This is a genomic window from Oceanipulchritudo coccoides (assembly GCF_010500615.1).
Taxonomy (GTDB): Bacteria; Verrucomicrobiota; Verrucomicrobiia; order Opitutales; family Oceanipulchritudinaceae; genus Oceanipulchritudo; species Oceanipulchritudo coccoides.
Window position 1 is genome coordinate 240,266 of record NZ_JAAGNX010000002.1, and the last position, 24,938, is coordinate 265,203.

General features: G+C 52.4%; 21 protein-coding genes and 1 tRNA gene. 9 read left to right on the forward strand and 13 right to left on the reverse strand.

All coding sequences use genetic code 11. The features are described from left to right. Positions 1-123 precede the first annotated feature (123 nt). Both G0Q06_RS06650 and G0Q06_RS06655 read left to right on the forward strand, forming a co-directional pair. On the forward strand, positions 124-1,284 hold the full coding sequence (locus G0Q06_RS06650; protein WP_163963744.1) for a type II secretion system F family protein: 1,161 nt from the start codon (positions 124-126) through the stop codon (positions 1,282-1,284). A gap of 91 nt (positions 1,285-1,375) precedes the next feature. Beyond that, positions 1,376-2,263, forward strand: coding sequence for an ATP-binding protein (locus G0Q06_RS06655; protein ID WP_163963745.1), 888 nt, complete (start codon positions 1,376-1,378; stop codon positions 2,261-2,263). A gap of 9 nt (positions 2,264-2,272) precedes the next feature. On the opposite strand, the gene G0Q06_RS06660 is transcribed toward G0Q06_RS06655, so the two are convergent. After that, positions 2,273-2,350: transfer RNA gene (locus tag G0Q06_RS06660), tRNA-Glu, on the reverse strand. A gap of 122 nt (positions 2,351-2,472) precedes the next feature. Here G0Q06_RS06660 and G0Q06_RS06665 point away from each other — a divergent pair. The 5 genes from G0Q06_RS06665 to G0Q06_RS06685 all read left to right on the forward strand — a co-directional run bounded on the left by G0Q06_RS06665 (position 2,473) and on the right by G0Q06_RS06685 (position 8,751). Further along, the gene (locus tag G0Q06_RS06665) at positions 2,473-3,387 is read left to right on the forward strand and encodes a phosphoribosylaminoimidazolesuccinocarboxamide synthase (RefSeq protein WP_163963747.1); all 915 of its coding nucleotides are present in this window, start codon (positions 2,473-2,475) and stop codon (positions 3,385-3,387) included. Between the two features lie 3 nt (positions 3,388-3,390). After that, complete coding sequence (gene trpS, locus G0Q06_RS06670; RefSeq protein WP_163963749.1) at positions 3,391-4,398, forward strand: tryptophan--tRNA ligase; 1,008 nt, start codon at positions 3,391-3,393, stop codon at positions 4,396-4,398. 78 nt (positions 4,399-4,476) lie between these two features. Further along, positions 4,477-6,069: a GspE/PulE family protein gene (locus tag G0Q06_RS06675; RefSeq protein ID WP_163963751.1), complete on the forward strand. Its 1,593-nt coding sequence runs from the start codon at positions 4,477-4,479 to the stop codon at positions 6,067-6,069. A gap of 76 nt (positions 6,070-6,145) precedes the next feature. Continuing rightward, a complete protein-coding gene (locus G0Q06_RS06680; RefSeq protein WP_238710380.1) occupies positions 6,146-7,267 on the forward strand; it encodes a type IV pilus twitching motility protein PilT in 1,122 nt (373 codons plus the stop codon). 77 nt (positions 7,268-7,344) lie between these two features. Then, complete coding sequence (locus tag G0Q06_RS06685; RefSeq protein WP_163963753.1) at positions 7,345-8,751, forward strand: GspE/PulE family protein; 1,407 nt, start codon at positions 7,345-7,347, stop codon at positions 8,749-8,751. On the opposite strand, the gene uxaC is transcribed toward G0Q06_RS06685, so the two are convergent. From uxaC to G0Q06_RS06715, 6 genes are read right to left on the reverse strand one after another with little or no spacing between them, the layout of a single operon-like run. Then, complete coding sequence (gene uxaC / locus G0Q06_RS06690; protein ID WP_163963762.1) at positions 8,752-10,170, reverse strand: glucuronate isomerase; 1,419 nt, start codon at positions 10,168-10,170, stop codon at positions 8,752-8,754. A 16-nt stretch (positions 10,171-10,186) separates the two neighbouring features. Continuing rightward, entirely contained in the window at positions 10,187-10,969 is a 783-nt protein-coding gene (locus G0Q06_RS06695) for an SDR family oxidoreductase (RefSeq protein ID WP_163963764.1), read from the reverse strand. 35 nt (positions 10,970-11,004) lie between these two features. Next, complete coding sequence (locus tag G0Q06_RS06700; RefSeq protein ID WP_163963765.1) at positions 11,005-12,096, reverse strand: sugar kinase; 1,092 nt, start codon at positions 12,094-12,096, stop codon at positions 11,005-11,007. Positions 12,097-12,129: 33 nt separating this feature from the next. Then, entirely contained in the window at positions 12,130-13,221 is a 1,092-nt protein-coding gene (locus G0Q06_RS06705) for an Ldh family oxidoreductase (protein WP_163963767.1), read from the reverse strand. Positions 13,222-13,278: 57 nt separating this feature from the next. Next, positions 13,279-14,259, reverse strand: coding sequence for a phosphoglycerate dehydrogenase (locus G0Q06_RS06710; RefSeq protein WP_163963769.1), 981 nt, complete (start codon positions 14,257-14,259; stop codon positions 13,279-13,281). Between the two features lie 51 nt (positions 14,260-14,310). Then, positions 14,311-15,366: a LacI family DNA-binding transcriptional regulator gene (locus tag G0Q06_RS06715; RefSeq protein ID WP_163963771.1), complete on the reverse strand. Its 1,056-nt coding sequence runs from the start codon at positions 15,364-15,366 to the stop codon at positions 14,311-14,313. Between the two features lie 220 nt (positions 15,367-15,586). On the opposite strand from G0Q06_RS06715, the gene G0Q06_RS06720 reads away from it, so the two are divergent. Then, positions 15,587-17,545: a S9 family peptidase gene (locus tag G0Q06_RS06720; RefSeq protein WP_163963773.1), complete on the forward strand. Its 1,959-nt coding sequence runs from the start codon at positions 15,587-15,589 to the stop codon at positions 17,543-17,545. Continuing rightward, entirely contained in the window at positions 17,538-18,347 is an 810-nt protein-coding gene (locus G0Q06_RS06725; protein WP_163963775.1) for an alpha/beta hydrolase, read from the forward strand. Before G0Q06_RS06720 ends, G0Q06_RS06725 begins: the two co-directional genes overlap by 8 nt. A gap of 12 nt (positions 18,348-18,359) precedes the next feature. On the opposite strand, the gene G0Q06_RS06730 is transcribed toward G0Q06_RS06725, so the two are convergent. From G0Q06_RS06730 to G0Q06_RS06755, 6 genes are all read right to left on the reverse strand, one after another. Continuing rightward, a complete protein-coding gene (locus tag G0Q06_RS06730; RefSeq protein WP_163963776.1) occupies positions 18,360-18,860 on the reverse strand; it encodes a hypothetical protein in 501 nt (166 codons plus the stop codon). A gap of 79 nt (positions 18,861-18,939) precedes the next feature. After that, a complete protein-coding gene (locus tag G0Q06_RS06735; protein ID WP_163963778.1) occupies positions 18,940-21,678 on the reverse strand; it encodes a TonB-dependent receptor domain-containing protein in 2,739 nt (912 codons plus the stop codon). A gap of 153 nt (positions 21,679-21,831) precedes the next feature. Then, positions 21,832-23,205 carry a tetratricopeptide repeat protein gene (locus G0Q06_RS06740; RefSeq protein ID WP_163963780.1) on the reverse strand — a complete coding sequence of 458 codons (1,374 nt, stop codon included), beginning with the start codon at positions 23,203-23,205 and terminating at the stop codon, positions 21,832-21,834. Between the two features lie 11 nt (positions 23,206-23,216). After that, positions 23,217-23,894 carry an energy transducer TonB gene (locus G0Q06_RS06745; RefSeq protein ID WP_163963782.1) on the reverse strand — a complete coding sequence of 226 codons (678 nt, stop codon included), beginning with the start codon at positions 23,892-23,894 and terminating at the stop codon, positions 23,217-23,219. Continuing rightward, positions 23,894-24,304 carry an ExbD/TolR family protein gene (locus tag G0Q06_RS06750; protein ID WP_163963784.1) on the reverse strand — a complete coding sequence of 137 codons (411 nt, stop codon included), beginning with the start codon at positions 24,302-24,304 and terminating at the stop codon, positions 23,894-23,896. Before G0Q06_RS06750 ends, G0Q06_RS06745 begins: the two co-directional genes overlap by 1 nt. Beyond that, positions 24,301-24,936: a MotA/TolQ/ExbB proton channel family protein gene (locus tag G0Q06_RS06755; RefSeq protein WP_163963786.1), complete on the reverse strand. Its 636-nt coding sequence runs from the start codon at positions 24,934-24,936 to the stop codon at positions 24,301-24,303. The genes G0Q06_RS06750 and G0Q06_RS06755 overlap by 4 nt, the downstream gene beginning before the upstream one ends. Positions 24,937-24,938 lie beyond the last annotated feature (2 nt).

A 24,938-nucleotide genomic window follows, 5' to 3' on the forward strand; every position in this document is an offset into this window, starting at 1 on the left:
GGCCTTTACGCAGCCTTTACAAAGGGGCCCGACAGGGTCACTGGCTGTAAATTTTTGTTAAATCGTCCCTTATAAAAAGGGTTTGATTTGCGGTGTGGAGCAGTCTAAGGCTTTATAGAACGCATGGCCACATCTACAGCAGCAGCGCCGGGCCGCTCATCCTCCATGTCTGGAAAGAAAAAAGTTTCCTTCTGGGAGAGTCAGCGACTGGCAAAGGTTAAACAATATGAGAAGCAGGCAAAGCGGAAGAAGATCAAGCTCGACCAGCTGACCATCTTCACCCAGCAGCTTTCTTCCATGCTTGAAGCGGGGTTGCCTCTGGTCTCCGCGCTGGAGGCACTACAGGACCAGACCGAAGATCCGGTTTTCCAGATCATCATCCGGAATGTGCGCCATGATGTATCCGGGGGTACCGCCTTCTCCGAGGCTGTGACCAAATACCCGAATGCCTTCCCGAACTTGTTCACCTCCATGGTGGAAGCCGGTGAAGCATCAGGCGGGCTGGCCAGCATTCTCGGCAAAGTCGCCATCTACTTTGAAGACACGGTCAAGCTGACCAAGAAAGTCAAAAGCGCGATGACATACCCGATTGCGGTCATTGCCCTGGCTGTGGCACTGGTTCAGGTCCTTCTCATCTTTGTTATTCCTGTCTTCGCAGATATGTTCTCCAGCTTCGGGAAAGAGCTGCCAAAGCCGACCCTCTTGCTGATCGCGACGTCCAACTTTCTCAAATCATACATCATTTACCTGATTATTGGTTTCATCGGCCTTTGGTATCTGATCAAAAGGATTGTCAAGACCCCGCGGGGCCGCCGGGCGAAGGATGTTTTCTTCATGAAAGTGCCCATTCTGGGCGACCTGCTTCAGAAAATCGCCCTTTCCCGCTTTTGCCGGACCTACGCGATTCTTCTCCGGAGCGGTGTTCCCATCCTGCGTACCCTGGAGATTGTTTCAAATGCCAGTGGTAACACCTATATCGAGCGAAGCTGCAAGGATATCAGCCGCAATATCAGCCAAGGGGGCCAACTCTCTGAAACAATTGCGGACATCCCCTACTTTCCCCCAACCGTCAAGCACATGGCGCGCGCGGGTGAACAAACCGGGAATGTGGATGGCATGATGGGCAAGATTGCCGACTTTTATGATGCTGAGATCGAGACGACAGTTGATTCCCTGACATCACTCATGGAACCAGCCTTGATTGTCTTCCTAGGGATTGTCATCGGCTCGATCGTCATGGCCATGTTCCTCCCGATCTTCAACCTTGCCGGCGCCATCTCCTGATCTTGCAGGTCACAATCAGGCCTGCACCGGGAGTTTGGATAATTTCCTTTTCGCTCGCACGAATTGCCCTAGGGTCAATGACAGCATTTGAATGGGGAATCCGCCAAAACGTATTGAGATCAAGGGAAAACTGAGGCCAGAGAAGGATGAAATCCTCCTTCTGGACAACCATGGCCTGTTGAACCTGTTCAATATCCTGGAACGGCAACTGGAGGGCTTGAATGCCCTTATTCGGGAGGATAAGCTAAAGTCATACTCACAGTTCTGCGTGCATATCCTCATGGTGATTTCCGAGGGGGATCTGGAAGAGAAAATTCCGGGCATTGAGAAGGAGCTGGAGGAGCTCACAACTTATATCCGGGGGTTGATAGAGCGGAAACCCCGGCACCTGGAGTTTTTCAGGGGGATTCTCGAAACGGTTGAAGTGGCACATGTCCGCCTGCAGGAGTTGAACGAGGACCGGCTCAGCTGGAGAAGCATTCCCTTGGCAGAATTTCGTTCAAGGTTGAACCAGTTCCTGAGTGCAACGGAAAGAGTCAGTCGAGGCAAATTCCACTTTGTTTATCCGCCCGAAGAGGTTTCCCCGCTCAGTTACAAGATCAACTTTCAGATCAATTCGCAAAATGAGGAATTGATGGCTCCACCAGTCCTGCATGACACAATACGGGATATCGTTGGCAATGCCCGGAAATACTCCCCTCCAGGCACGGAAATTACGATTGTTTTGCAGGAAACTGAGCCACCGGGGATAGAATTAAGCGTTTCAGATAGTGGAATTGGTATTCCAGAAACTGAAATAGAGAAGGTCGTGGAATACGGCTACCGCGCCACAAACGCGATGGACCGCAACACCATGGGAGCCGGCCTTGGGCTCACAAAGGCCTATTTGCTGAGCCGGAAATTCGGTGGCCGCTTCATAATTGAAAGCACCGAGGGAAAGGGCGCCAAATTCCAATTGAGCTTGTTTCGACCAACTTGAAGATCGAAGTGGCATCCCGTAGGAGATTTGAACTCCTGTCGCCGGGATGAAAACCCGGTGTCCTAGGCCTGGCTAGACGAACGGGACCCTTGGAAAGATGCAAAAAGCTACGCGGAGAGGGTCCTCCCGCAAGCTTTTTCTAAAAAAAATTGCGCCTCGCACAAATATCAGCACGGTGTTGCCTTTTTCCGGTAACAATGAGCCTACACATGGACGCAAGAACTCTGCGGGAGGCACTTCCAAAGGAAGCCCTTCTGCAACTGCCTGAACTACCCTTTAAAAAGGTTGGTTCTGGCAAGGTCAGGGAGATTTATGACACGGGGGAGGCCTTCCTGATTATTGCCACTGACCGGTTGAGTGCATTTGACGTTGTTCTGCCTGATGGAATTCCCGGAAAGGGAATAATCCTTACCCAGATCAGCTTGTTCTGGTTTGAAGAGACAGCCTCCTTGATCAGGAATCATCTGGTGCCGGGCCACGCCGAGGCCCTTTCAGAATTGCTTTATGATCACAAATCCCTGATCCCGAGGTCCATGCTGGTCCACAAACGCCAGCCATTGTCTATTGAGGCTGTGGTGCGGCAGTATCTGGCCGGGAGCGGCTGGAAGGATTATCTGAAAACCGGGAGTCTCTTCGGGCTTCCCGTACCAAGTGGTTTGAGGGAAAGTGAATCCCTTCCGGTGCCCTTCTTTACCCCGACAACAAAGGCGCAGGCTGGTGAGCATGATATTCCCATCACACCGGAGGAGGGCTACAGCCTCGTTGGTGAGTCACGATTTGAAGAAGTTCGGGATATCAGTTTGAAACTCTTTGCTCTTGGTTCCGCGGCGGCCCGGGCCTGTGGCCTGATTCTGGCCGACACAAAATTTGAATTTGGAACGGATGGCAGCGGGAAGCTCTCGCTGATCGATGAAATCCTCACACCCGATTCCTCGCGGTACTGGCCGAAGGACAGCTATGAGCCGGGACAGCCACAGAAGGCGTTCGACAAGCAATATGTCCGGGACTACCTGGAAACGCTTGATTGGGACAAGACCGCTCCGGGTCCCAAGTTGCCACAGGAAATCATCCTGCAAACCCAGGCCCGCTACCTTGAAGCGGCCGATAAACTTCTGCCTAAATAATTTATGTCCAGCCCAGAAAAGAAAGTCATCCTTACTTGTGCCCAGCCAACCGGGCAGCTCCATCTTGGAAATTATTTCGGGGCTCTTCGTAACTGGGCGTCGATGATAGACGATTACGAATGCTTTTTTGGGATTGTCGACCAGCATGCGATCACCCTCCCCTATGTCCCCGCGGAGCTTCGTCAAGCGACTTACCGTAACCTGGCGCTCTATATCGCCTGTGGGCTTGATCCCTCGAAGTGCCATCTCTTTTGCCAGAGCCACATCATCGGCCACACCGAACTGGCGTGGGTCCTCGGATGCCTTTGTCCGATCGGCCAGCTTGAGAGGATGACCCAGTTCAAGGACAAATCCCAGCGGGAGGACAGTGGGTTTATTGGTGCGGGTTTATTAAATTACCCGGTTTTAATGGCGGCGGATATCTTGTTGTACAATGCCGACCGCGTCCCGGTTGGAGAAGACCAGAAGCAACACGTAGAGCTTTGCCGCGACTTGGCCATCAAGTTCAACAACACTTATTCGGAAACCTTTCGGGTGCCGGAAGTCTATATCCCGAAGACAGGTGCCCGGATCAAGTCGCTACAGGATCCCTTGAAGAAAATGTCTAAATCCGATGCAAACCAATCGGGTTGTGTGTATTTGCTGGATTCCCCAAAGACTATCCGCAAGAAAATCCGCTCGGCGGTGACGGATTCCGGGAGCGAGGTAAGGGCAGGCAAAGACAAACCGGGCATCACCAACCTCCTGACAATTTTCAGCTCAGCAACCGGGCGCAGTGTTGAGGATCTCGAAAAACAATTCGAGGGATCACAATACGGGCCCTTCAAGGACGCTGTGGCAGATGCGGTGATCAATGCCCTTGAACCCATTCAGGCGAAGTATGAGGAAATCCACAACGACAAGGCCTACCTTGACTCGGTTTTCAAGCAGGGGGCTGAAGTCGCCCAAAAGCGCGCCTATAAGATGATTTCAAAAGTCTACCGCAAGGCAGGCTTTGCCCCGCGTACCTGATTCCGGGCATTTGAATTGCCCGGATTTAGCCAGTTCGAGGGCTGGTGTTGATTGCAGGTGTTGGTTTTCTGGGAACTGATGCCCAGTTACCGTCCGTTTCTCACACCTTTATTACCAAAGTCGCTGTCAGGGGTTGCTCAAGCGCGCAGAGAGCCTCCCAAGTCACCATTGGAGGAAGAGGCGCTCCTCGGTGGCTTCCAGGGCCAGGAGGAAAGGATATGGACGCTCTTGGAGCAGAAGGTAAAGGAATCGTTTGGGATATCGCTGTTGCTCGACCTGCCTGAAAAATGCAGGGTTGTTTCCTGCCCGGGAATGATCCGGCAAAGGACCCCAAATCGCTTTCTTGTTCTGCAAACCCCGCATACAAACTGGTTTCTGATCGAACAGCCGGCTTCAATCCCCTTGATTGACATGTATTCCGTCGAAGACCAGAGGGCTGCCATCGCACGGCCGACCCTTTTCGCAAGGCTTTGGCGGGAAATGGAGAACGTTGGAGAACCTGAGGTTGCACCGGACCTTCAAGTCGAAGAATCCAGCGAGAAAACCGCCCGGGCACTGGAGAAATACATCACCGCATTGGTGCAGATGGGCGATCCGTCCGATTGGCATCTGGAACCGGGCCAGGATGGATTCCGCTCGCGGCTCCGAATTGATGGCCGCCTTCAATTGGACGAGTTCATCCCAGCTGCGAAGGGCCGGTGGCTCATCAACTCACTTGTCTCAGTCATCGGGCTGAATCCTGCCGCAGGTATCGCCTCAGAAGGACAGTTACTGCATCGGTTGCCTTCGGGAAAAGAGATTCCGCTGAGGGTTTCCATGATCCCCTCCCAGCACGGTCCAGCGGTTGTGATGCGCTTCCTCTATCCGCTGGAGAAAAGGAAAATGCATCTGGAAATACTGGGCCTGCCACCAGAAGACACGGAAGTGCTTACCCACCGCTATCAGGCGGGCCGCGGATTGTGGCTCGTCGTGGGCCCAACGGGATCGGGAAAGTCGACAACCCTGCGTGCGTTCCTGCAGCTTTCGATAAAGGCGCAGGAAAAAGTTCTGGCCGTTGAGGATCCTGTTGAATTTCCCCTGCCTGGGGCGCACCACCTGTCGGTTGGGGCCCCGCCAGGACTGACATGGACGCGGGCACTCCGCGCATTTCTGCGCCAGGCCCCGGATTCCGTTCTAATTGGGGAAATCCGGGATGAGGAAACGGCTACCATCGCACTGCAAGCGGCGAGGACAGGCCACCGGATTTTGAGCACACTGCATGCCCGTGATAATCCCGGGGTTAAACGGCGTTTATGCGACCTTGGACAGCCTTCGGATTCACTGGATAGCGTCTGTGAGTGTATTCTGCATCAGCGCTTGCTCCCACGGTTATGCCCCCATTGTCGCAGTCTGGCGCCTGTATCACAGGCTGCCTCGGCTGAAATTCGCCGCGCGGGCCTCCCTGTTCCAGCAACGCTGGCATCAGGAAAAGGATGCACGCATTGCCATTCGGGTGTTAAAGGAAGAATGCCCATCTTCTCTTCCGGAGACTTCAGTCCAAGGAGCGAGACCCGGATTGAACTGCAGAGATCCGCATGGAATGCTGTTTTTCGGCACGAGGTGTCTCTCAATGATGCCCTTCCGCACCTTTCAGAACCTCTCCGCTCCCGTTTTGGGATTTGCCAACCGTAAGCTTTCTGTTAAAAAATCCTAAGTAGCAGGTGTCAGCCTTGGAAGTAACGAGAGAAACCACAAAATGATTTAAGTTATGACATTAGAAGCAGCAGTTGAAAACGAAGCCATGAATTGCCCGTATGAGATGAACGATCTTCTTGAATTGATGGTCGATCAGGAGGCAAGTGATCTTCACTTACAGGTTAATCAAGCGCCAACCTTGCGGATTAGCGGCTCCATGGTTCATGTCGAGGGTCCGCCATTGACCGCCTCGGACACGAAGGCACTGATGCAGGCCATCACTTCCGACGCCATGCAGGAGCAATTGAAGACACGCGGTGGAGCAGACTTCGGTTTTGCCTTTATGGACCGGGCGCGCTTTCGCGTGAGCGTTATGAAGGCCAAGGGGAACTACGGCATGGTCTTGCGGACCATTCCAAAGGATCTTTTCGGGCTTCGCCAGATCGGGCTCCCTGATCACGTGAAGGAGCTTCTTACAAGACCGCGCGGGCTGATCCTGGTTACCGGGCCAACCGGATCCGGCAAGTCGACCACCCTCGCCTCCATGGTCAATTGGATCAATGAAAACCGCGATGGACACATCATTACCATTGAAGATCCGATCGAGTACTTTCACGAGCACAAGAACTGTATCATTACACAGCGTGAAGTTGGCAATGATACGCCATCCTTCTCGGAAGCGCTGAGAGGTGCCCTGCGTCAGGATCCCGACGTCATTCTGGTCGGGGAAATGCGTGACCTTGAAACAATCGAAGCCGCTGTCTCTGCCGCTGAAACGGGTCACCTTGTTTTTGGTACGCTTCATACGACCGGTGCGGCTCGTACGGTTGATCGCATTGTCGATGCGTTCCCTGATTCCACCAAGGATCAGATTCGTACGCAACTTGCCTCATCGGTTGTCGCTGTCATCTCCCAGGTCCTTCTCAAGAAAAAAGGTGGTGGCCGTATTGCCGCATTTGAAATCATGGTGACGACCACTTCCGTCGCCGCCTTGATCCGCGAAAACAAGACCTATCGGATCACCTCCGAGATCCAAACTGGTTCACAATATGGGATGATTGGCCTGGATGCCCATCTCTCCAGCCTCGTCAACCGTGGCCTTGTTGAGCCAAATGACGCTCTCGAAAAGTCCCAGAGCCCCGTTGAGCTGAAGCAGAAATTCCGCGAGGCCAATATCAGCTTCACCGACATCTAGGGGAATTCAGGAAACGAAACTGTCCGATGCGGGATGCCTTTCCCTACGAATCTAACGTTTTTTTAATTAGCTCTATTTTGGTACCCGATCCTCTCACGAAGGAAATGTGGGAGAAGGTCGTCGGGGAATGGCGGACTCGCGGCGAGGAATTCACCCTGATGGAATGGATTATCCATTCCCGTTGTTTAACTGAAACAGTATTGAAACAGTCCTTGGCCGCGGGGACAGGGAGCCGGATGCTGGAAGAGATACTCCCCGTGTGCGACTCGGAAAAGGATGCCTCGTCATCCGTCTTGGAGAACAACGGATTTCTGGTTGGAAAGGATAGTGAAAACAGGAAAGTCGTTGCGGGAGGGAAAGAGCTTCCTCCAAGTTTGGAGGAATACCTGGGTGTGAATCATTTTTCATGGGAGTGGGTGTTGTTGAATCCCGTCCGGAAATCAAATTCTAAACCGGATTTTGCGGCAGGATCAGAGAAGGAGAGTTCCCCGGATCAATCAACCCTCATGAAAAGAGTGGAGTCACTGCTCATTGAAGCTTCCGCAAATTTTGCTTCGGACATTCATTTTGAGCGTTTTGATGGCCGCTTGGTTATTCGACGCAAGGAAAGAGGTGGCATGGAGAATATGGGGATATGGAAAGAGCCCGAATGCAGCGAATGCCTGCGGATTCTCAAGAGACAGGCCAACATTTCGACCGCCCAATTGAGCCTGCCTCAGGATGGCAGACTTGAGGTCAAACAAGGCCCTTCCCGCCTATCTTTCAGGGTTTCCCATATTCACGCTGTCAACGGTGAAAGCCTTGTTCTCCGCCTGATTGGGAAAGAATCCATTCTTCCAGAACCAGAGCAGCTTGGGATGCCTTCGACCCTTTCCACAAGGGCAAAAACCAGCCTGCTCTATGAGCGCGGTATTGTCCTTTGCACCGGTTCTACTGGTAGTGGAAAAACAACGACAATGTGTTCACTAATTTCATCTTTGAACAAACACTGCCTGAAGATACTGACGATTGAGGATCCTATAGAGTTTGATTTATCCAATGCGACCCAGTGTGCTGTCAATCCTTCTACAGGATGGACCTTTTCCGAAGCACTGAAGGCTTTTCTCAGGCAGGATCCGGATATTATTATGATTGGTGAAATCAGGGACGAAGAATCAGCGGCCATGGCCTGCCGGGCCGGATTGACCGGCCACAGTGTTCTGTCATCGCTGCATGCCCACTCCCCTGTAGCCGCCCTGGACCGCTTGCAGGCGTGGGGATTGGCTCCCGGGATTCTTGCAGAATCAATCCGGCTTGTAATCCACCAGAAATTAACGGTGAATCCAAAATCTAAAATCCGCAAAGCTCACTTCAAATGGATAAGCGGGGATCCGGATGAAATCTACAGCTATTATCTAAATAAAACGATTCCAGCAAGCTGGCCAGTTCCCGACAATCCCCTTGCTCCCTCCACTTCGGACGGGGTTTCGTATCCTGTAACGTAATTACTTGACGTAATCTCCGAGCTCAAATCCAAAGTAATGAGAAGCGTTGGTATAGCAGATTTTATCAACGAGGGTTCCGAGAAGGGTCATGTCATTTGGTAGCTCGCCCTTCTCAACGTCCTCACCGATTATTTGGCATATTAGACGGCGGAAGTATTCATGCCGACAATAACTCATGAAACTGCGGGAGTCCGTGAGCATACCAACAAAGTGACCGAGCAGGCCGAGGTTTGACAGTGCATTGATCTGCCAGGTCATGCCTTCCTTTTGGTCAAGGAACCACCAACCGCTTCCAAGCTGCATTTTCCCGGGAACGCTTCCCCTTTGAAAATTTCCTATCATCGTGGCGAACAGATAGTTATCGCGGGGATTCAAATTGTAGAGGATTGTTTTGGGTAGAATACTCTTTCCCGCGAGTCTCCCTAGATATCGACCGAGAGTTGACCCCTGATCAAAGTCTCCGATCGAGTCACAGCCTATGTCCGGCCCGAGGGCATTGTAGAGCTGATCGTTGACATTACGCATCGCACCCAAGTGCAGCTGCTTGACCCAACCCTTCTCCGCGTCGAGTTCACCGAAAAACTCCATCAGGTGTGAAGCAAATTGCTTAATCTCCTCCGGTGTCACCGCTTTTCCACTACGAGCCTTATCGAAAATCGCCGTAGCCTCTGCTTCCGTCGGGAAATCCGCATAACACCTTTCCAGGCCATGGTCTGAAAGCCTGCCGCCAACTGAATGGAAGAAGTCATGCCGGTTCTTCAGGGCATCGCGCAGACCCGCCAGATTGGAGCAATCCAAGTTACTTACCGCTGAGAGTTTATCGACCCATTGATTCCAGATCGCGACATCATTCAGGGCAATTGCCTTGTCGGGGCGGAAAGTGGGATAGACCCGGGTCGCTATATTACTCGAGGCAATCTTCTCGTGATGCTCGAGGGAATCCACCGGGTCATCCGTTGTGCAGACAACCGACACTTTAAATTTCTCAAGGATCTTATGCGCGGTCATCGGCCCGTCCGCCAGTTTGGTATTTGCCTCACTCCAGATTTCCTCAGCGGTGTCTGGACCCAGGGTTTTCTCAATTCCAAAGTAACGCTTCAGCTCCAAGTGGCACCAGTGGTACATTGGGTTACGCAGGCAATCAGGAAGGGTCTTGGCAAAAGCCAGAAATTTTTCTTTCGGCTCTGCATCGCCAGTGCAATAACGTTCATCGATCCCGTTTGTGCGCATTGTCCGCCACTTGTAGTGATCGCCTTCCAGCCATATTTCAAACAGGTTTGCAAATGTCCGGTTGGTTGCAATGTCCTCCGGGGACAAGTGGCAATGGTAATCAATAATGGGCAGGTCCTGTGCATACCCGTGGTACAGCTCCTTCGCTGCATCGTTCTGCAACAGGAAATCCTCGGTAATAAATGTCATTTTAATTCCCGCCCTTTTAAATTGTCATGCAGGCATATCCACCATCGACAACCAGCTCATGTCCGGTAATGAAACTGCCGGCCTTGTCGCTTGCCAGGAGGAGTGTTGCCCCAACTAGTTCCCCGGCATTACCAAAGCGTTTCATTGGAGTATGTCCCATAATCTGGGCGACCCGTTCCTCCGTGAGAACCTTGCGGTTTTGTTCAGCGGGGAAAAAGCCCGGAACGATTGTATTCACTCGCACGCCCTTGGTGGCCCACTCGCGGGCGAGGTTCTTGGACAAGTTGTGCACGGCAGCCTTGCTAGCGCTGTAGGTAAAAACCCGCGACAAAGGGATCATTCCCGACATTGATCCTACATTGATAATGTTCCCACCCTTTCCACGCTCAACCAGATATCCTCCAAAAATCTGGCAGGCCAGATAGACGGATTTGAAATTGAGATTCATGATCCTGTCCAGTTCCTCCTCTTCCACATCAAGGAAGGGAGTCGGGGAATTCACACCGGCCCCGTTGATGACAATATCAATTTCCCCCGCAAGTGAAGTCGCTTCAGAGAGAAGCGTTTCCAGGGCCGCCTTTGTACTGACGTCGGCTTTGATAAATTCGGCCTTCCCGCCCATGGTAAGAATCGATTCCATGCGGGCCTTGGCCTTCTCCTCGTTTCTTCCGACAAGCAGGACACGGGCGCCGGCGCCAGCAAGTCCACCGGCCATTGCTCCACACAGTTCACCAGTACCGCCAATCACCAGCGCTACTTTTCCCTCAAGGGAAAACAGTTCCTGTATCAATTTGTTCATACCAAATTCCTTCCTAACACCTAAGAACCTAAGATCTACCGAACAACTCGCGCTCCTCCGCCACTCACGACTTTCTCCACCTCCTTCAGTGTGGCCATTGTCGTGTCTCCGGGTGTTGTCATGGCGAGGGCACCATGCGCCGCTCCATATTCCACGGCGGCCTGCGGATCGCCTTTGACCATCAATCCATAAATGAATCCGGAGGCAAAGCTGTCCCCACCTCCCACACGATCCAGGATTTCAAGGGCCGGATACTCACGACTCTCGTAGAATTTTCCGTCCATCCACGCCATGGCCCCCCAGTCATTCACCGTCGCGGTCTTGACCGCGCGTAGCGTCGTTGCTGTCGCCTTGAAGTTAGGGAAGGCTTTGGTCGCGTTGTTAATCATGTTCTTGAAACTCTCAATTGGAAGTTCTGAGAGGTTTTCATCCACGCCTTCCACTTCAAATCCAAGGCTCGCCGTAAAGTCCTCTTCATTGCCAATCATGACATCAACGTACTTCGCGATTTCCCGGTTTACCTCCTGGGCTTTCTTCAAGCCGCCAATTGTTTTCCAAAGGGATGGACGGTAATTCAGGTCATAGCTGACAATTGTTCCATGCTTCTGGGCAGCCTTGACCGCCTCAATGGTTACCTCAGCTGCTGTTTCGCTCAAAGCTGCGTAGATTCCTCCCGTATGAAACCAGCGTGCTCCCCGACGGCCAAAGATTTCTTCCCAGTCGATATCGCCGGGTTTCAATTGGGAGGCCGCTGTTGTTCCTCTGTCCGGCACACCGACTGCGCCACGAATTCCAAATCCACGCTCTGTGAAATTCAATCCATTGCGGACATTGCGCCCAATTCCGTCATACTCCTTCCATTGGATGTAACGGGTATCCACTCCGCCCTGAAGAATAAAGTCCTCAATCAGGCGCCCAACCTCGTTGTCGGCGAAGGCGGTGACGACTGCCGTGTTCAAACCGAAGCAACGGCGAAGGCCGCGGGTGACATTGTATTCTCCTCCGCCTTCCCACGCCTGAAAGGAACGTGCTGTGCGCACACGTCCCTCTCCCGGATCAAGCCGGAGCATGACTTCCCCAAGGGAAATGCAATCATATGTACAGTCTTCTTTATTTCGGATTTTCATTTGTCGGTGTGTTTAAATTTCAGGTAGAAAATGTTATTGAGCTGTTTTGAAGGAATTTATCTCCCATTGTTGGACACCACACTCGGCCGCCAACGCGTTAAAGCCCTCGATCTCCTTTTCAGAAAAGAGCAGGCCTCCATTTTTCTCCGAGCGCTTTGCTGCCTCGGCTTCAATTTGACCGGGCAGGAGACAGCTTTCGTTCCCGTGGCCCAGAATGTCCGCTATGACATCCTTCAAGTTTTCAGCTTGGGATTTTCCTCCCGCAAAGGCTCCTCCACTCACCGCATCGGGATGGATAACCTGGAAATAGAAACAAGGCGCATGCTTCTCACCGTCATCGGCCCAACGGCTCCGCACCGTTGGCAAGCCGCCCCCAATGAGCGCTCCGACTAGTTCATTAACCAAGCTCAGACCGTATCCCTTGTGTGCCCCAAAGGGGAGCAGGTACTTTGCTTCTCTGGCATCCGTGGTTGGATGGCCATTCTCATCAACCGCCGCGTCAGGTGGAAGGGGCATCCCTTCCCTGGCAAACTGCTGTACCCGCCCCATCGCTACAACTGAGGTTGCCCAATCAATGACAACCGGAAAACCAACGGCTTCCGTCGTTGGAAAGCCCCAACTGTGAGGATTCGTCCCAAGTGTTGGGAATTTGCCTTTGAAGGGAACAACTTCCGCCAATGCGGCTGTACAGTTTGTATAGGCGATATATCCACGCTTGGCGGCATCCATTACATAGCCCCCACCCCAAAGGTAGTGAAAGGCATTGTCCACGCTGACAATCCCTACTCCCGTCTTGTCGGCCATCTCAATACACGCCTCCATTGCTTCATAGGCCACGGCCTGTCCGAGCTTTCGGTTGGCATTCCAGACTTGTGCCGACGTGAACCGGCTCTCCAGCTTCTCAATTTCGGATGCCGGTTGGCAGCCCTGTGATCCGCTTCCAAAAAGATGATCGAGATGAAGCGCTTTCAGGGCATTGTGCGTGCGCACTCCGTGCTTGGAGGCATAGGCCGAAAACCGCGCTGCAGCATCTGCCTCCGCCTCATTAAATCCACGATGCAGATAAGCAGCCTTAACCAGTGCATTGTGCTTTGGTTCTTCTACTACATAAAATTTTTCTGTCATGATAATCCTGTTTTCATCTCGGGATAAACCCGCTCGCTACAATTGCATTTCTTTATCTTAAGATCCTTGTCCCTCGTCCAACTTGTTGACCTGTGCCAACGGCTTCTCGCCGTTCATTGCCAGGATAAGATTCTTGACCGAGGCCGTTGCCTGACGAACAACACTTTCATAGGTACGGCTCCCAATATGGGGAGTCACAATGCAGTTGGGCTCCTTTAACAGGGGATGGTCTGCAGCAGGTGGCTCTTCATCCAGGACATCGGTGCCATAGCCTCCCACCTTGCCTGATTTGAGTGCCTGAACCATGGCACTGGTGCTGACCAGCTCACCCCGGGCGCAGTTGATGATAACAACTCCGTCCTTCATCCGGGCTAGACTCTGCGAACTAATCATGTCGCGGGTTTCCTCCGTGAGATTTGTATGCAGCGAGATGATGTCGCAGGTCTCTAACAATTCCTCGAGTGATTGAGCCTTGGTGATTCCGTACTCATCAGCGAATGCCTCCGGCCAATACAAGTCGTGCCCAACCAACTCCAACCCGAAGGCCTTGGCCCGTACGGCGACTTCCTTGCCAATTCGGCCAAGTCCGACAATCCCGATGCGCTTACCCATTATTTCATGGCCAATCAAGCGCTTCCATTTTCCCTCGCGGGTGATGTCGACTTCAGCAATGAGGTTTTTATAAAGCGCTAAAAGCAACGTAAAGCAGTGCTCCGCAACCGTCGTGTGGTTGACTCCGGGAGTGAAACACACCGGAATTCCCATCTCGGTCGCTGCTTCCACGTCAATCTTGTCCACCCCGATTCCGTATTTACTCAAGACGCGAAGGCGGGGACGGGCTTTCTCAATAACTTTGCGGGAGATGGCGTCGTCTCCACAAATATATCCATCCACATCGCCGACCAGCGCCAGCGTGTCTTCTTCATTCAAGGGCCCGCGCGCCGTGATGATTTCCCACCCGGTTTCCTTGAGAAGATCGTGATGTGATCCGGGTGTGTCCTGGAAGGAGGTCGTTGTTAATAATATTCGAGTAGTCATATCCGATTTGATGAAGTGGGTGTCTTTATTGGTTGATCAGCGGTATTTGACTCAGCATGGGCCGGTTGACTTCCGCACAACTAAAATAGGTTCTACTTTATAATGGGGCGGCTTGAGTGATTTATCCCTTGTCCAAAGCGCTTTTTGTCCTTTTTCCATGAGCTTGCCGATGTTCTGATCCACGGTTGTCAGCGGGGGATTGGTCCAGGCTGTCTCGGGAAGGTTGTCCAAGCCGATTATTGAGTAGTCCTGGGGAATCTTTTTTCCTGCCTCCTGAAGTCCTCTCATCGCTCCAATGGCAATCCGGTCATTGAGACAAAACAGGGCTGTTGGGCCGCCTTTTCCCATTTCAAGAACCTTCCTCGCCAACAGGGATCCAAATTTATAGTTCTGCTGATCGTATCCAGGTTCATCGATAAACTGCAGGTCCTTCTTGAAATCGAGACCCAGATTTCCAGCTGCCCGCCGAAGGCCGCGTTTCCGGATACCCTGGTACATGTCGTCACTGCTCAATCCAAGAACAGCAATCTTCTTGTGCCCGAGTTCATGCAGATGACGGAGCTTGATTTCCATCGCTTTCCCGCGGTCCAAACTTACCCGGGGAATCGGTAGCGCATGGCGAGGGTCCACCGCGACAATCCCCACTCCCCGCTCCTTCACTTCCTTGAAAACCGGCGAGTCCACCTCAAGCGTCGATCCAATCAGGACAATTCCATCGACATTGATGGATAAAAAGTGCCGCACAACAGCTTCTTCGACATCGGGATCCCCCTCCGGCATTTCAAACATCGCCCGGTATCCAGCCTTCTTCAACTCCTGTTGGATTACCTGGCTCTTGGCCGCCAACACCATTGCCTCAAGATGTGGAAAACTCACCCCCACCAAACCGCTGGGCACTCCGCGCAAGCCCCGCGCCAGCTTGTTCGGCTCAAATCCAAGATCCTCAACCGCCGCCAGGACACGCTTCCGGGTCTCCTCCTTCACCCCGTCGTGGCCGTTTAATACTCGCGAGATGGTCCACCGTGAGACCCCCAGATGACGCGCCAACCCAGCCGTTCCTTGAACGGTACTGGCGCTTGTGTCGGCTTTCGGGGTTGGTTCAGGCATAAAATCTAACACGTGTTGGATTTTAGGGAAATGTCAATACTGAATTCAGAGCGGTCCCCTTGGCGTGGGCCTGATTATCTCACCAACTGCTTAAATAATATCCGAAGCCTTCTTCCTCTTGACTGAAGGAAATTGCGGCCATAGCACAGTATGTCTGTTCACTAATGAAATTCCGGTTTTATTGTGACAGGTTCCAGTGTTCATTTTCATTCTGATTCATATGATATTAAAAAAGTTGTTCCCCCTCCTTGTGCTCCTTTTGGGCTCTGTTGCTTTGCATGCTGAAGATTTACCGGTTGAGTATTTCTTCAAGGATCCGACCTTCCGTTCAGTCAAGTTATCCCCGGATGGGACGCATATCGCCGTCCTCGTCCGTTACAATGACATCATGAACCTGGCCGTGATCGAGCTGGCGACGAACAAGCCCGAGATCATCACGCTGGAAAAGCAGGACATCTCGCGATACTATTGGATAAACAATGACCGGCTCATCTATATGACCGACAAGGTCACGGACACGAAACTTGAGCGGACCGGAGGAATCTTTGCGGTCAACAAAAACGGCAAAAAGGGCCGGGTACTGGTCGTTCCGCCGGGTGGCGATGATACGAAGGCCAATTACAACGTTGCCATTCCACAATACATTGGCCCTGACCCTGATTCAGAAAAGCGCATCCTACTTTCCATTGGAAAACGTTCGCGTACCCATCCGGACATTTATTCCATGGACATCAATAACGGCCGTGAGAAGCGGGTCGTCCTCAACACGGTCAATGCGCGCTATTTCACCACAGACATCAATGATAATGTTAGATTTGGCTTTGAAACGGAACTTGTTGGCAAGACAACTGTCCATTTCCTGCATCCGGAAACTGACAAATGGGAAGTGCTGACCGAACTGCCGGAAACAGATGCGGACTGGCTGCCCTTGGATTTCTCCCCGGATAGGGACACTTTTCTGGTGCAAACAAATCTCGACCGTGACCGGACTGTTATCCTGCGATTTAACTGGAAGGACCTCACCTCAGAGCTTGTTTATGAAGATCCCGAATTCGATGTGAACGTCGATAATTTGATTACCGAGATCAAAAAACAGGACAGGGGTGTAGGTATCGTCTACGAGGCTGAAAAGCCCAAGGCCGTGTATTTTGATGAGCAGCACAAGAAGCTCCAGGCTATGATCGATTCGGCTTTGCCAAACACCTTCAATGAAATCCTCCAGACCGACGAACAAGGAGGCAAGTTGCTGATTGTTTCGAGTTCAGACCGCATCATGCCGACCTACTACCTGCTTGACCTGAATGGATTTAAGCTTTCCGAGTTGACCAATATCGCTCCCTGGCTGGATCCCTCAAAGGCCAGCAGGAAGCTACCGATTTCATTCACTGCCAGTGATGGAGAAACGGTCCATGGATACCTCACCTTGCCATTGGATTTTCAGGCGGGAAATCCTGTCCCGCTTATTTTAAATCCACACGGGGGACCGTGGGCCCGGGATACCTGGCGCTTGCAGTGGTATTTCGATAATGAACCCCAGTTTTATGCGAACCGCGGGTTCGCCGTCTTGCAGGTCAATTTCCGTGGCTCCACAGGCTTTGGATCAAAGTTCTTCAATGATCATAAGCAAAACATCGAACGGATGTATCTGGATACCATTGAAGCGGCTCAATGGGCCATTGACCAAGGGTATGCCCATCCGGATCGCGTCGGAATCGCCGGGGCCAGCTGGGGCGGATACAAGACCATGCTCTGTCTGGTCAAGAGCCCCGATCTGATCAAGTTTGGCATCAACCTCTTCGGGGTGGTCGATCTCAACGAAGCAATCCTGACGTACCTGCAGTGGAATCGCGAAGAGGCCTACGATTACTGGTCGGAGAAATTCTATGATCCAAAGGATCCGGAAGGGAAGGCCTACCTCAGGGAATGGAGCCCGATCACTCACATCGATGACATTAAGGGACCCGTGTTCATCTATCATGGGGTGCGGGACTATAATGTCGACATCGAGCAATCAAGGATGCTGGTCAACGCGTTGGACAGGCTTCATCATCCATACACAAAAGTCTTTGATGCCGACGAAATGCATTCTCTCGAAAACCCCGAACTGCGTATCAGGGTCTATAGCGAGATAGATTCCTTTCTGATGCCATTCCGCAAAAAGTGGGGACTGATTGATTAAATCCACCAACATGGGTCTGGCCCTCTCCAGCACTTTACTCCTCTGCATATTCAATCTTGGTGCCGGGGAGAGTACGGTCTATCCAGGCTCAAAGCATGTTTACCCCATTCCCCTTGAGGAAAGGGAGATCAGCTGGATCGAGAGCAGCGGTTTGTCGGGCTACGAGGTTGCGGATTGCGCCATTGCCATCCCGGAAGGGTTTGATCCCGACCGGGCATATCCTGTCCTTGTCACCTGCGTGACCGGTAACCGCTATCGCAGCAATATCAAGGAAATGGACTTGTATTGGCCTGCGGCCATTGCAAAAAACTGGGTCGTGGTCACGGGATGGGCAGACCCCCACCCGGCCCGTGATACAAAGGCCTATCGCCGGGCTGTCACGGTCGCCGCCATGAGGAAGTTGGCCGAATTGTTCCCTAACAGTACCGGCTGGCCCGTTGCTGTCGCCGGCTTCTCCGGTGGTGCAAAAAACGCCGCCATTACAGGAGCTTATCTCCAGCGTGAAGGGTACCGACTCATTGGGTTCTTTATGGGTGGGTGTAATCAGGATCTTGCGACCACGGCTATGAAAAAACTCTCGCCCGACAAGGATCTGTTCCGCCAAATCCCGATTTTCCTGAGTACGGGTCTAGCCGATCGGATTTCCACGGTCAGACAGTCGGAAAAAGTCCTTAAATCCCTAAAGCGATCAAATTTTAAAAATCTACGCTTAAAGACCTACCCCGGCAAACACGTCCTCCACAAGGAACACATCCCCTTGGCCCTTGACTGGTTTGAGGAAATGGATTCCCCGGAACCTTGAGGATTTCAGCCGCTACTTGATGCGTTCAACTTTAACGCTGCTGTTGTAGCCCTCTATCTTCAATAAGTAGCCCCCAAAGACACCCCGGCGAATAAAGACCTTCGGATCATTCACCTTAACAACAAAGGTCTTGGCGTTCGTCTGGCGCCAGACTTGGCCGTTGTCGAGCTTGAAGAGTGTCTTTCCGCTCCATCCACTGAACTCACCTGATATTGAGCTCTCAATTGTCTCTGGGCCACTGGCCTGAAAAAGGTCTCTCACGCGCGATTTGACTGTTTCCAGACCAAAGCGGTCCTCCCCCTGCGGAAGGCTGTTCTCAGCCCGCAGAACCTCCTCCTGCTTGCCCAGAAGACCGGATACAGCGGCATTTAATGTCGCCAGCTCTTCCTTCGACAGCTTGTCCAGGCCGCTGGCCTCAAATGTCTTCCTGCCGAGCTCATCCTTCAGGTCGAAAGAAGCCAACAAGCCCATGGGAAGCATAACCGTAAGAATCAAAGCAAGAATTTGTTTCATGGGGACTATTTGAGAATAAAAAAAAGGGGCCGCAACTGAAAAGCTGCGGCCCCATTGTTTAAATCAGATAACCTTTAATCTACCAATCCTTGGAAACGCGGACGTAGAGGAAGGTTGGTTCGATGTTGTGAACACCGATTGCACGTGTAGTCGTGTCAGCAATGTCAACCGGAGGCTCTTCATTGAAGACGTTACGTACACCAACAGTAACGGAGGTGTCGTACAATCCGCTGAAGGAAACCTGCGGGTTGAAGCGCCAGTAGGACTTGACCACGTCGCCGTACAGACCGTCGTATTCACCAACATAGTCGATGAACAAGGAAGCGGCCCAGTCACCACGACGCCATGCGATCGTAGCATTTGTACGCCACTCAGGCTGCGTCCATGTGCCAGCGAATTCGAAGGTATCACCATTCGAATCGGTGTACTCGAAGCTGTTGACGTAAGTGGCTTCCACTTTGAAGCGGAATTCACCCATGTCGTCAGTGTTGAGTACGTACTGGACAGCAATGTCGAAACCATCTGTGTCCTGTGCTTCAAGATTCTGCCACTGTGTGGAGACAGACTGGATCACACCAACAGTCTCTCCCGGATCCGGGGGAAGACGGGTGATGAAGGCATCCCAGAAAGGATCGCCAGAACCAGCAACAATCTGAGTTGCACTCAGGCGTGAAATCACGTCTGTCTGCTTGAAGCGCCAGTAGTCAACCTCGAGTGAAAGGCCATCGAGCACGTCGATGAACTTGCCCATATCGAGAACCACGCCAGCATAGTAGCTGTCAGTTTCTTCGGGCTGGAGGCCGGCATTACCGCCACCGATCGTCTTGATCTGAGTGGGGGAATCCTGCGGGCGCAGCGGGTCATTCAGGAACTGTGAGGTGAAGCTGACACTGCCCGAGCTGTAAAGGAAGGGAAGGTCAGGAGCACGGAAACTCTCACCATAAGCTACGCGCAAGAGGAGACCGTCGATCGGAGTGAGCTTCGCACCAATCTTTGGCTTGGTGGTGTCACCGAAATCAGAGTAGTCTTCATAACGGGCAGCCAGCTGAACTTCAGCCAATTCGAAAACCGGAATGCTCAACTCACCGTAGAGGGACTTGATATCACGGTCACCGAAGACGCTGGAACCTTCACTACCACTCGTGATCTGGCCGGATTCATTGGCGATCGTACGAACGGAGGCTAATTCTTCATAGCGGTATTCCAAACCGAAGGCAGCCTTGACAATGCCCATGTCACCAAGGTCAACCAGGTCGCCCTGTCCCTTGAAGTCATATGACCAGAGCTCGAAGCTGTCGACAACAGGATTGGTTCCACGAATGTAATCCAAAACGGCTGTTTCGTTACGGCCAAACGGGTTGGCATAGTACAATTCACCATCAATCGTGACACCGTTGAGGGCGTCTTGGAGCTGACGGTCAAATACGGCACCAGGATTGGTGTTTGTGATTTCGGATTCCGTGAAGAGAACAGCCGAATCAAATGTCCAGGTTTCGATCGGGAGATCCCCGCTCAAACCAGCAACGATACGAGGTGTGTCGCCTTGGATGTCATTGACACGGTTACCCGCGTCGAGAATACGCCAGCGGACATTTCCGAGATCAACACCAAACGGGTTGTACGGATTGGTAGCTGGGAGAATCATGACACCGCCATTGCCGTCACCGTTTTCATTGAAGAAGAATGCCGGAGTGGCAGCTGCGTCAATGATGGACTCAATGCGGCGGAAACTGGTTTCCACGTATGCGTCGAGTGTATCGGAGATAGCGTAGGACAAACGTGTGTAGAAGCCGTATTCACGAGTCTTCGGGAACATACCGGCACTTTCCTGGTAGTTGTAGAACTTGTTTCCGTCCTCGAAGTCATCGACGGTCGGGATGAAGTCAGGACCAGGGAGAGCAGGGAGTGCATTGGCCAGAGGAATGCCCTTCAGCGAAGCACGTCCGCTCGGGAACTTCTGGTTGGCTGCATCATCAGGATCACCATTTGGGTCGATCAGGTAAGCTGTACGGTCAAGTCCGCGAACATTGGCGGAAACGTTGGCCGAGGAGCGCTGGTCGAAACCACCAACGGAAGAACCATCGGCTGTCTTGGTCCAGTCAAGGTCGCGGGCAAAGATTGCTTCGCGCTCGCTGTAGTCGATTGTGTAAACGAGGCTTGCACGGCCGGAGGTAGCTCCACCAATGACAAAAACTTCGTATTCAGCACTATCGGTTTCCATGGTGTTCCCGTAGGAAACTTCTGTGGTCAAACCGTCATATTCCTTGGTCAGGTTGACGGAAAGCACACCAGCAACAGCGTCCGAACCATAAATAGCCGAAGCACCGTCCTTGAGGATCTGGATGCTTTCAATGGCTGAGGCCGGGATACTGTTAAGGTCGACAACCTGCTGGAAGCCGTTGAAACCAGGCGTGGCAAACGGAGCAACACGGCGACCATTCAAGAGGGCCAGTGTGTTGTTATTTCCGAGACCGCGCAGATTCACTGAGCTGACACCAGGAGTGAAGCTGGTACCGGCGTCAACAGAGACAAGGCTCTGACCACTGACGATCGGAAGGGCGCGAATCGCATCCCCAGCTGTCGAGAAACCGGTGGCGTCCAGGGCTTCACGGGTGATATTGATCACCGGATTAACTGTTTCCAAGTCCAAGCGCTGGATGTTCGAACCAACGACTGTGAAGCCTTCAACTTCTTCCAGATCGTCGTCATCGGTAGCATCCTGCGCGAACGCGGAAACAGAAGACAAGAGAAGCAAAGCAAGCATATAGCGCCATGCCTTACTAAACGGATTAATTTTTGTCAGATGTTTCATCATCATTTGTTGTGATTGTAGTTTGATAGGAATCTGAACGATTTACATTCAGATAAGAACAGCGGGGATTATCAGATCCCCAATGGAAAAAGCAACTATTTTGAACGTTTTCTTATAGCGGTCGTCGCTGCCTCTTTTGAGGTATTTGACCCTAAAAACCTATAAAGCGCGGTTATACACCGCTTTCACAGCATTAAGAAAATCCTGCACATTGGCAGAGTATTCCATTGCGAGTGCTCCCTCGAGCTGGCGGATGGCCATGGCGTATTCTTTCTGGCGGACGTAGATCCGTGCCAGTTGCAGCTGTGCTTCCCTTTGGAAGTCTGGGAGTTGCACGGCGCGCTCGTAGTAATAGATGGCCGATTCGTCATCGCCGATGCTCTGGTTGTAGTCTCCCAGAAGGGAAAGGGCATTCCCGTTGAGGGGATCCTGGTCGAGGACATCCTCAAGGATTGCCGCGGCTTCTTCATTTTCACCTTCTGCAAGTGCAAGCTGGGCCTTCAGGTTCAGAACCTCGCGGGATTCCTCATCACTGAGATTGGCGCTGTGAACCGCTTCCATTTCAGCGAGAAAGACCTTTGCTTCTGCATAAAAGCCCCGCTGAAGAAAGGCTTTCAGGGCGCGGATGCTCTTGTTGATTGTAAAACCACCAGATTTGAGGGCATCCTGATAGGCAGTCAGGGCGAGGTTTGCGAGTCCGCCATTCACGTAAATATCGCCAAGTAAGCCCAAGGCAGCCGGCTTGGCTTCCTTTCGACGGCGAAGGACCTCAAGGTAATAGCCCGCGGTCTCGGCCTCATTCAAGGAAAGGTAGGCATTGGCAATGGATGTGTAGAAGGCAAAACGATCGGGAAGCTCAGCGATCAGCTGTTTAAACTCAGCAATGGCCTCTGCATACCGCTCTGTACGCATCAATGCTTCCGCTTTTCCGATTCGCCATTCGCGATTATCCGGATTGAGCAGGGAAGCTTGCCTGTAACCTTCAAGAGCTGCTGCCGGGTTACCCTCATTCAAGTAACTGAAGGCGAGTAGCCCGAATGTCTCGCCAGTCCCGTCACCCATTTCAATGGATTTCACGAGGGCCTTGATAGCCTCGCCATAGGAACCATTCTGGATAAGGGCCAGGCCGAGGTTCTTGTATGCGCGGCGGAAGTTCGGGAATTTACGGATAGCTTCTTGATATTGCCCGGAAGCCTCCGCGTAGCGTCCGTTTTGAAGATAAAGGTTCGCGAGGGTATAGTTAAGGGCGGCGGAAACCGTGCTGGGATCCGCGGCAGAGCGCACCGCACTGGCCAATTTTTCCGTGGCCTGAACCGATTGATTGATGGCCAGAAGGTCTGCCAGTTCCTTGAACAAGTCCGCTTCCTTTTCGGTAATCTTCGGCTCCTGGTCTGTCAGGGGAAGAAAAGACCCGGCAAAGCTCTTCACAAAACCGGGATCGTTCCAGACTTCGGTAAGGACCATTTGTTGTGCCGAAAGGCCGAATGGGAGTGTGCCAAGGAGGCAAATGAGGGAGAATTTTAGATTCTTCATGATGGCAATTCCTAGAGTTGGAAGGGAATGGTTATCTTGTAGCGGGCGCGAACGGGCTTTCCGTCCTTGGTGGGTATTTCAAAACGGCAACGGGTGATTGCCAGCCGGGTGGGCTGAATGAACGTCCGGCTACCCTGCCAGTCGCTCACGCTCTCAATCGTGACCTCGCCCTTTTGATCAATAATGATAATCAACGTGACGGATCCGGTCACACCCCGGGCCAGAAGCTCCGTGGGATACTGGGGCATGACGCGCTTGACCATCCTGGGTGTCCGGTCGAGTTCAATAACGTCGAAAATCTGTAGCTCGTCCCCGGTGTTGATCGCCGAGGAGAATGCATCCAGGTCGAAGGCGGCAGTTCCGGCACCGCCGAGACCGGGGTTCAGGGCGGATTCAAGCTGGCTGAGGTCAAGAAGCTCCGGAGGCTGTTCCAGCTCAGGCTCTTCTTCCTGTTCCTCTTCTTCCTCGGGCGGTGGTGGCTCCGGGGGAGGAGGTTCCGGGGGAGGAAGATTGGCCACATCCACCGAGCGAAGGGTTTTGTCCCTGGGATCACCGGAAAGGGCCTGAGTAAAGGGCAGAATCGCCAAAATGGCCAGTGTCATCAGAATTGTCGCAATAACAATCCGGATCACGTACCGGTTGGATTTCTGCACCTGGTAGCCAACTAGCCTGTCTGAACGGGGGGGCATCAGGAATCTTCAGTCGAGATATTTACGGAGTTAGCACCAGCGAGCTTTGCCTCATCAATGACGCGGACAAGAATCCGGGTCGGAACATTTTCATCCGCCTGAATGATTACCGGCATCTTGGGATCGTCCTGGACAAGGCGTTTCACAACACTGCGAACCCCGTTTACGCCGATATCACGACCCCCATAAACCACATTGTTGTTGGCGGTGATGGCGATCAGGATACTGTTCTTCTCCAGTTGGATCTGGGAGGCGGCCTGTGGCTTGGTGACTTCAACTCCCGTTTCTTCAACAAAGACCGTTGTCACGATAAAGAAGATAAGGAGGATAAAGACCATATCGATCAGAGGAGATATGTTAATATCCTCGCTGGCCCCCCGGTTAGCAGAAAATACGCGTCTACGCTTCATGCGGATTCCTCGTTCAGGTTAAGTTTTTTTTCGTATAGCTGGATGGTCAGGGCCTCCATGGTCGTCAGGCAGGCCTCCATTTCATTCCGGCGTTTTTGTATCAAAGTCGCCATGACATAAGCTGGGATAGCAATGATCAGGCCGGTCTGGGTGGTGATCAGTGCTTCCGAGATACCGGCGGCAATCTGGTCCACTGTGCTTCCGCCCGAGCTGATCGCCAGACCACTGAAGGTGGTCAACATGCCCATAACGGTTCCGAGCAATCCCATCAGAGGGGCTGTCGTAATCAAAATCAGGAGGAATGCCCGCTTGCTATCAATTTCAGACAGGTAGGAACTGAATATCTCCGCAAAACGGGCCCTCACTTCATCCACCGAACTGACCTCGTCATTCTGGGTGTAATCCAGCACTTGGCGCAGCTCGTCTTTGGCGATACTCGGCTTCTCAACAAGTCCAATCAAGCGATCCCGGTTCACTTTGTAAAAATGGTGCTCGGAAAAGAAATAGAAGAGCTTGAAAGCCGTGTAATAGATCGTCAGGGCCAACAAGGTAAGCGGAACCATGAGCGAACCCCCGTCTGTGAGGATCGTCATGAACTCAGCCTGAAACTGTTCCCAGATGGAATTATTCAATG

What these genes read in the sequence shown, in the direction of transcription:
- G0Q06_RS06650 (WP_163963744.1), top strand. Translation starts at nt 124, where the DNA reads ATGGCCACATCTACAGCAGCAGCGCCGGGCCGCTCATCCTCCATGTCT.
- G0Q06_RS06655 (WP_163963745.1), top strand. Translation starts at nt 1,376, where the DNA reads ATGGGGAATCCGCCAAAACGTATTGAGATCAAGGGAAAACTGAGGCCA.
- G0Q06_RS06665 (WP_163963747.1), top strand. Translation starts at nt 2,473, where the DNA reads ATGGACGCAAGAACTCTGCGGGAGGCACTTCCAAAGGAAGCCCTTCTG.
- trpS (WP_163963749.1), top strand. Translation starts at nt 3,391, where the DNA reads ATGTCCAGCCCAGAAAAGAAAGTCATCCTTACTTGTGCCCAGCCAACC.
- G0Q06_RS06675 (WP_163963751.1), top strand. Translation starts at nt 4,477, where the DNA reads ATGCCCAGTTACCGTCCGTTTCTCACACCTTTATTACCAAAGTCGCTG.
- G0Q06_RS06680 (WP_238710380.1), top strand. Translation starts at nt 6,146, where the DNA reads ATGACATTAGAAGCAGCAGTTGAAAACGAAGCCATGAATTGCCCGTAT.
- uxaC (WP_163963762.1), bottom strand. Translation starts at nt 10,170, where the DNA reads ATGACATTTATTACCGAGGATTTCCTGTTGCAGAACGATGCAGCGAAG.
- G0Q06_RS06695 (WP_163963764.1), bottom strand. Translation starts at nt 10,969, where the DNA reads ATGAACAAATTGATACAGGAACTGTTTTCCCTTGAGGGAAAAGTAGCG.
- G0Q06_RS06700 (WP_163963765.1), bottom strand. Translation starts at nt 12,096, where the DNA reads ATGAAAATCCGAAATAAAGAAGACTGTACATATGATTGCATTTCCCTT.
- G0Q06_RS06705 (WP_163963767.1), bottom strand. Translation starts at nt 13,221, where the DNA reads ATGACAGAAAAATTTTATGTAGTAGAAGAACCAAAGCACAATGCACTG.
- G0Q06_RS06710 (WP_163963769.1), bottom strand. Translation starts at nt 14,259, where the DNA reads ATGACTACTCGAATATTATTAACAACGACCTCCTTCCAGGACACACCC.
- G0Q06_RS06715 (WP_163963771.1), bottom strand. Translation starts at nt 15,366, where the DNA reads ATGCCTGAACCAACCCCGAAAGCCGACACAAGCGCCAGTACCGTTCAA.
- G0Q06_RS06720 (WP_163963773.1), top strand. Translation starts at nt 15,587, where the DNA reads ATGATATTAAAAAAGTTGTTCCCCCTCCTTGTGCTCCTTTTGGGCTCT.
- G0Q06_RS06730 (WP_163963776.1), bottom strand. Translation starts at nt 18,860, where the DNA reads ATGAAACAAATTCTTGCTTTGATTCTTACGGTTATGCTTCCCATGGGC.
- G0Q06_RS06735 (WP_163963778.1), bottom strand. Translation starts at nt 21,678, where the DNA reads ATGATGATGAAACATCTGACAAAAATTAATCCGTTTAGTAAGGCATGG.
- G0Q06_RS06740 (WP_163963780.1), bottom strand. Translation starts at nt 23,205, where the DNA reads ATGAAGAATCTAAAATTCTCCCTCATTTGCCTCCTTGGCACACTCCCA.
- G0Q06_RS06745 (WP_163963782.1), bottom strand. Translation starts at nt 23,894, where the DNA reads ATGCCCCCCCGTTCAGACAGGCTAGTTGGCTACCAGGTGCAGAAATCC.
- G0Q06_RS06750 (WP_163963784.1), bottom strand. Translation starts at nt 24,304, where the DNA reads ATGAAGCGTAGACGCGTATTTTCTGCTAACCGGGGGGCCAGCGAGGAT.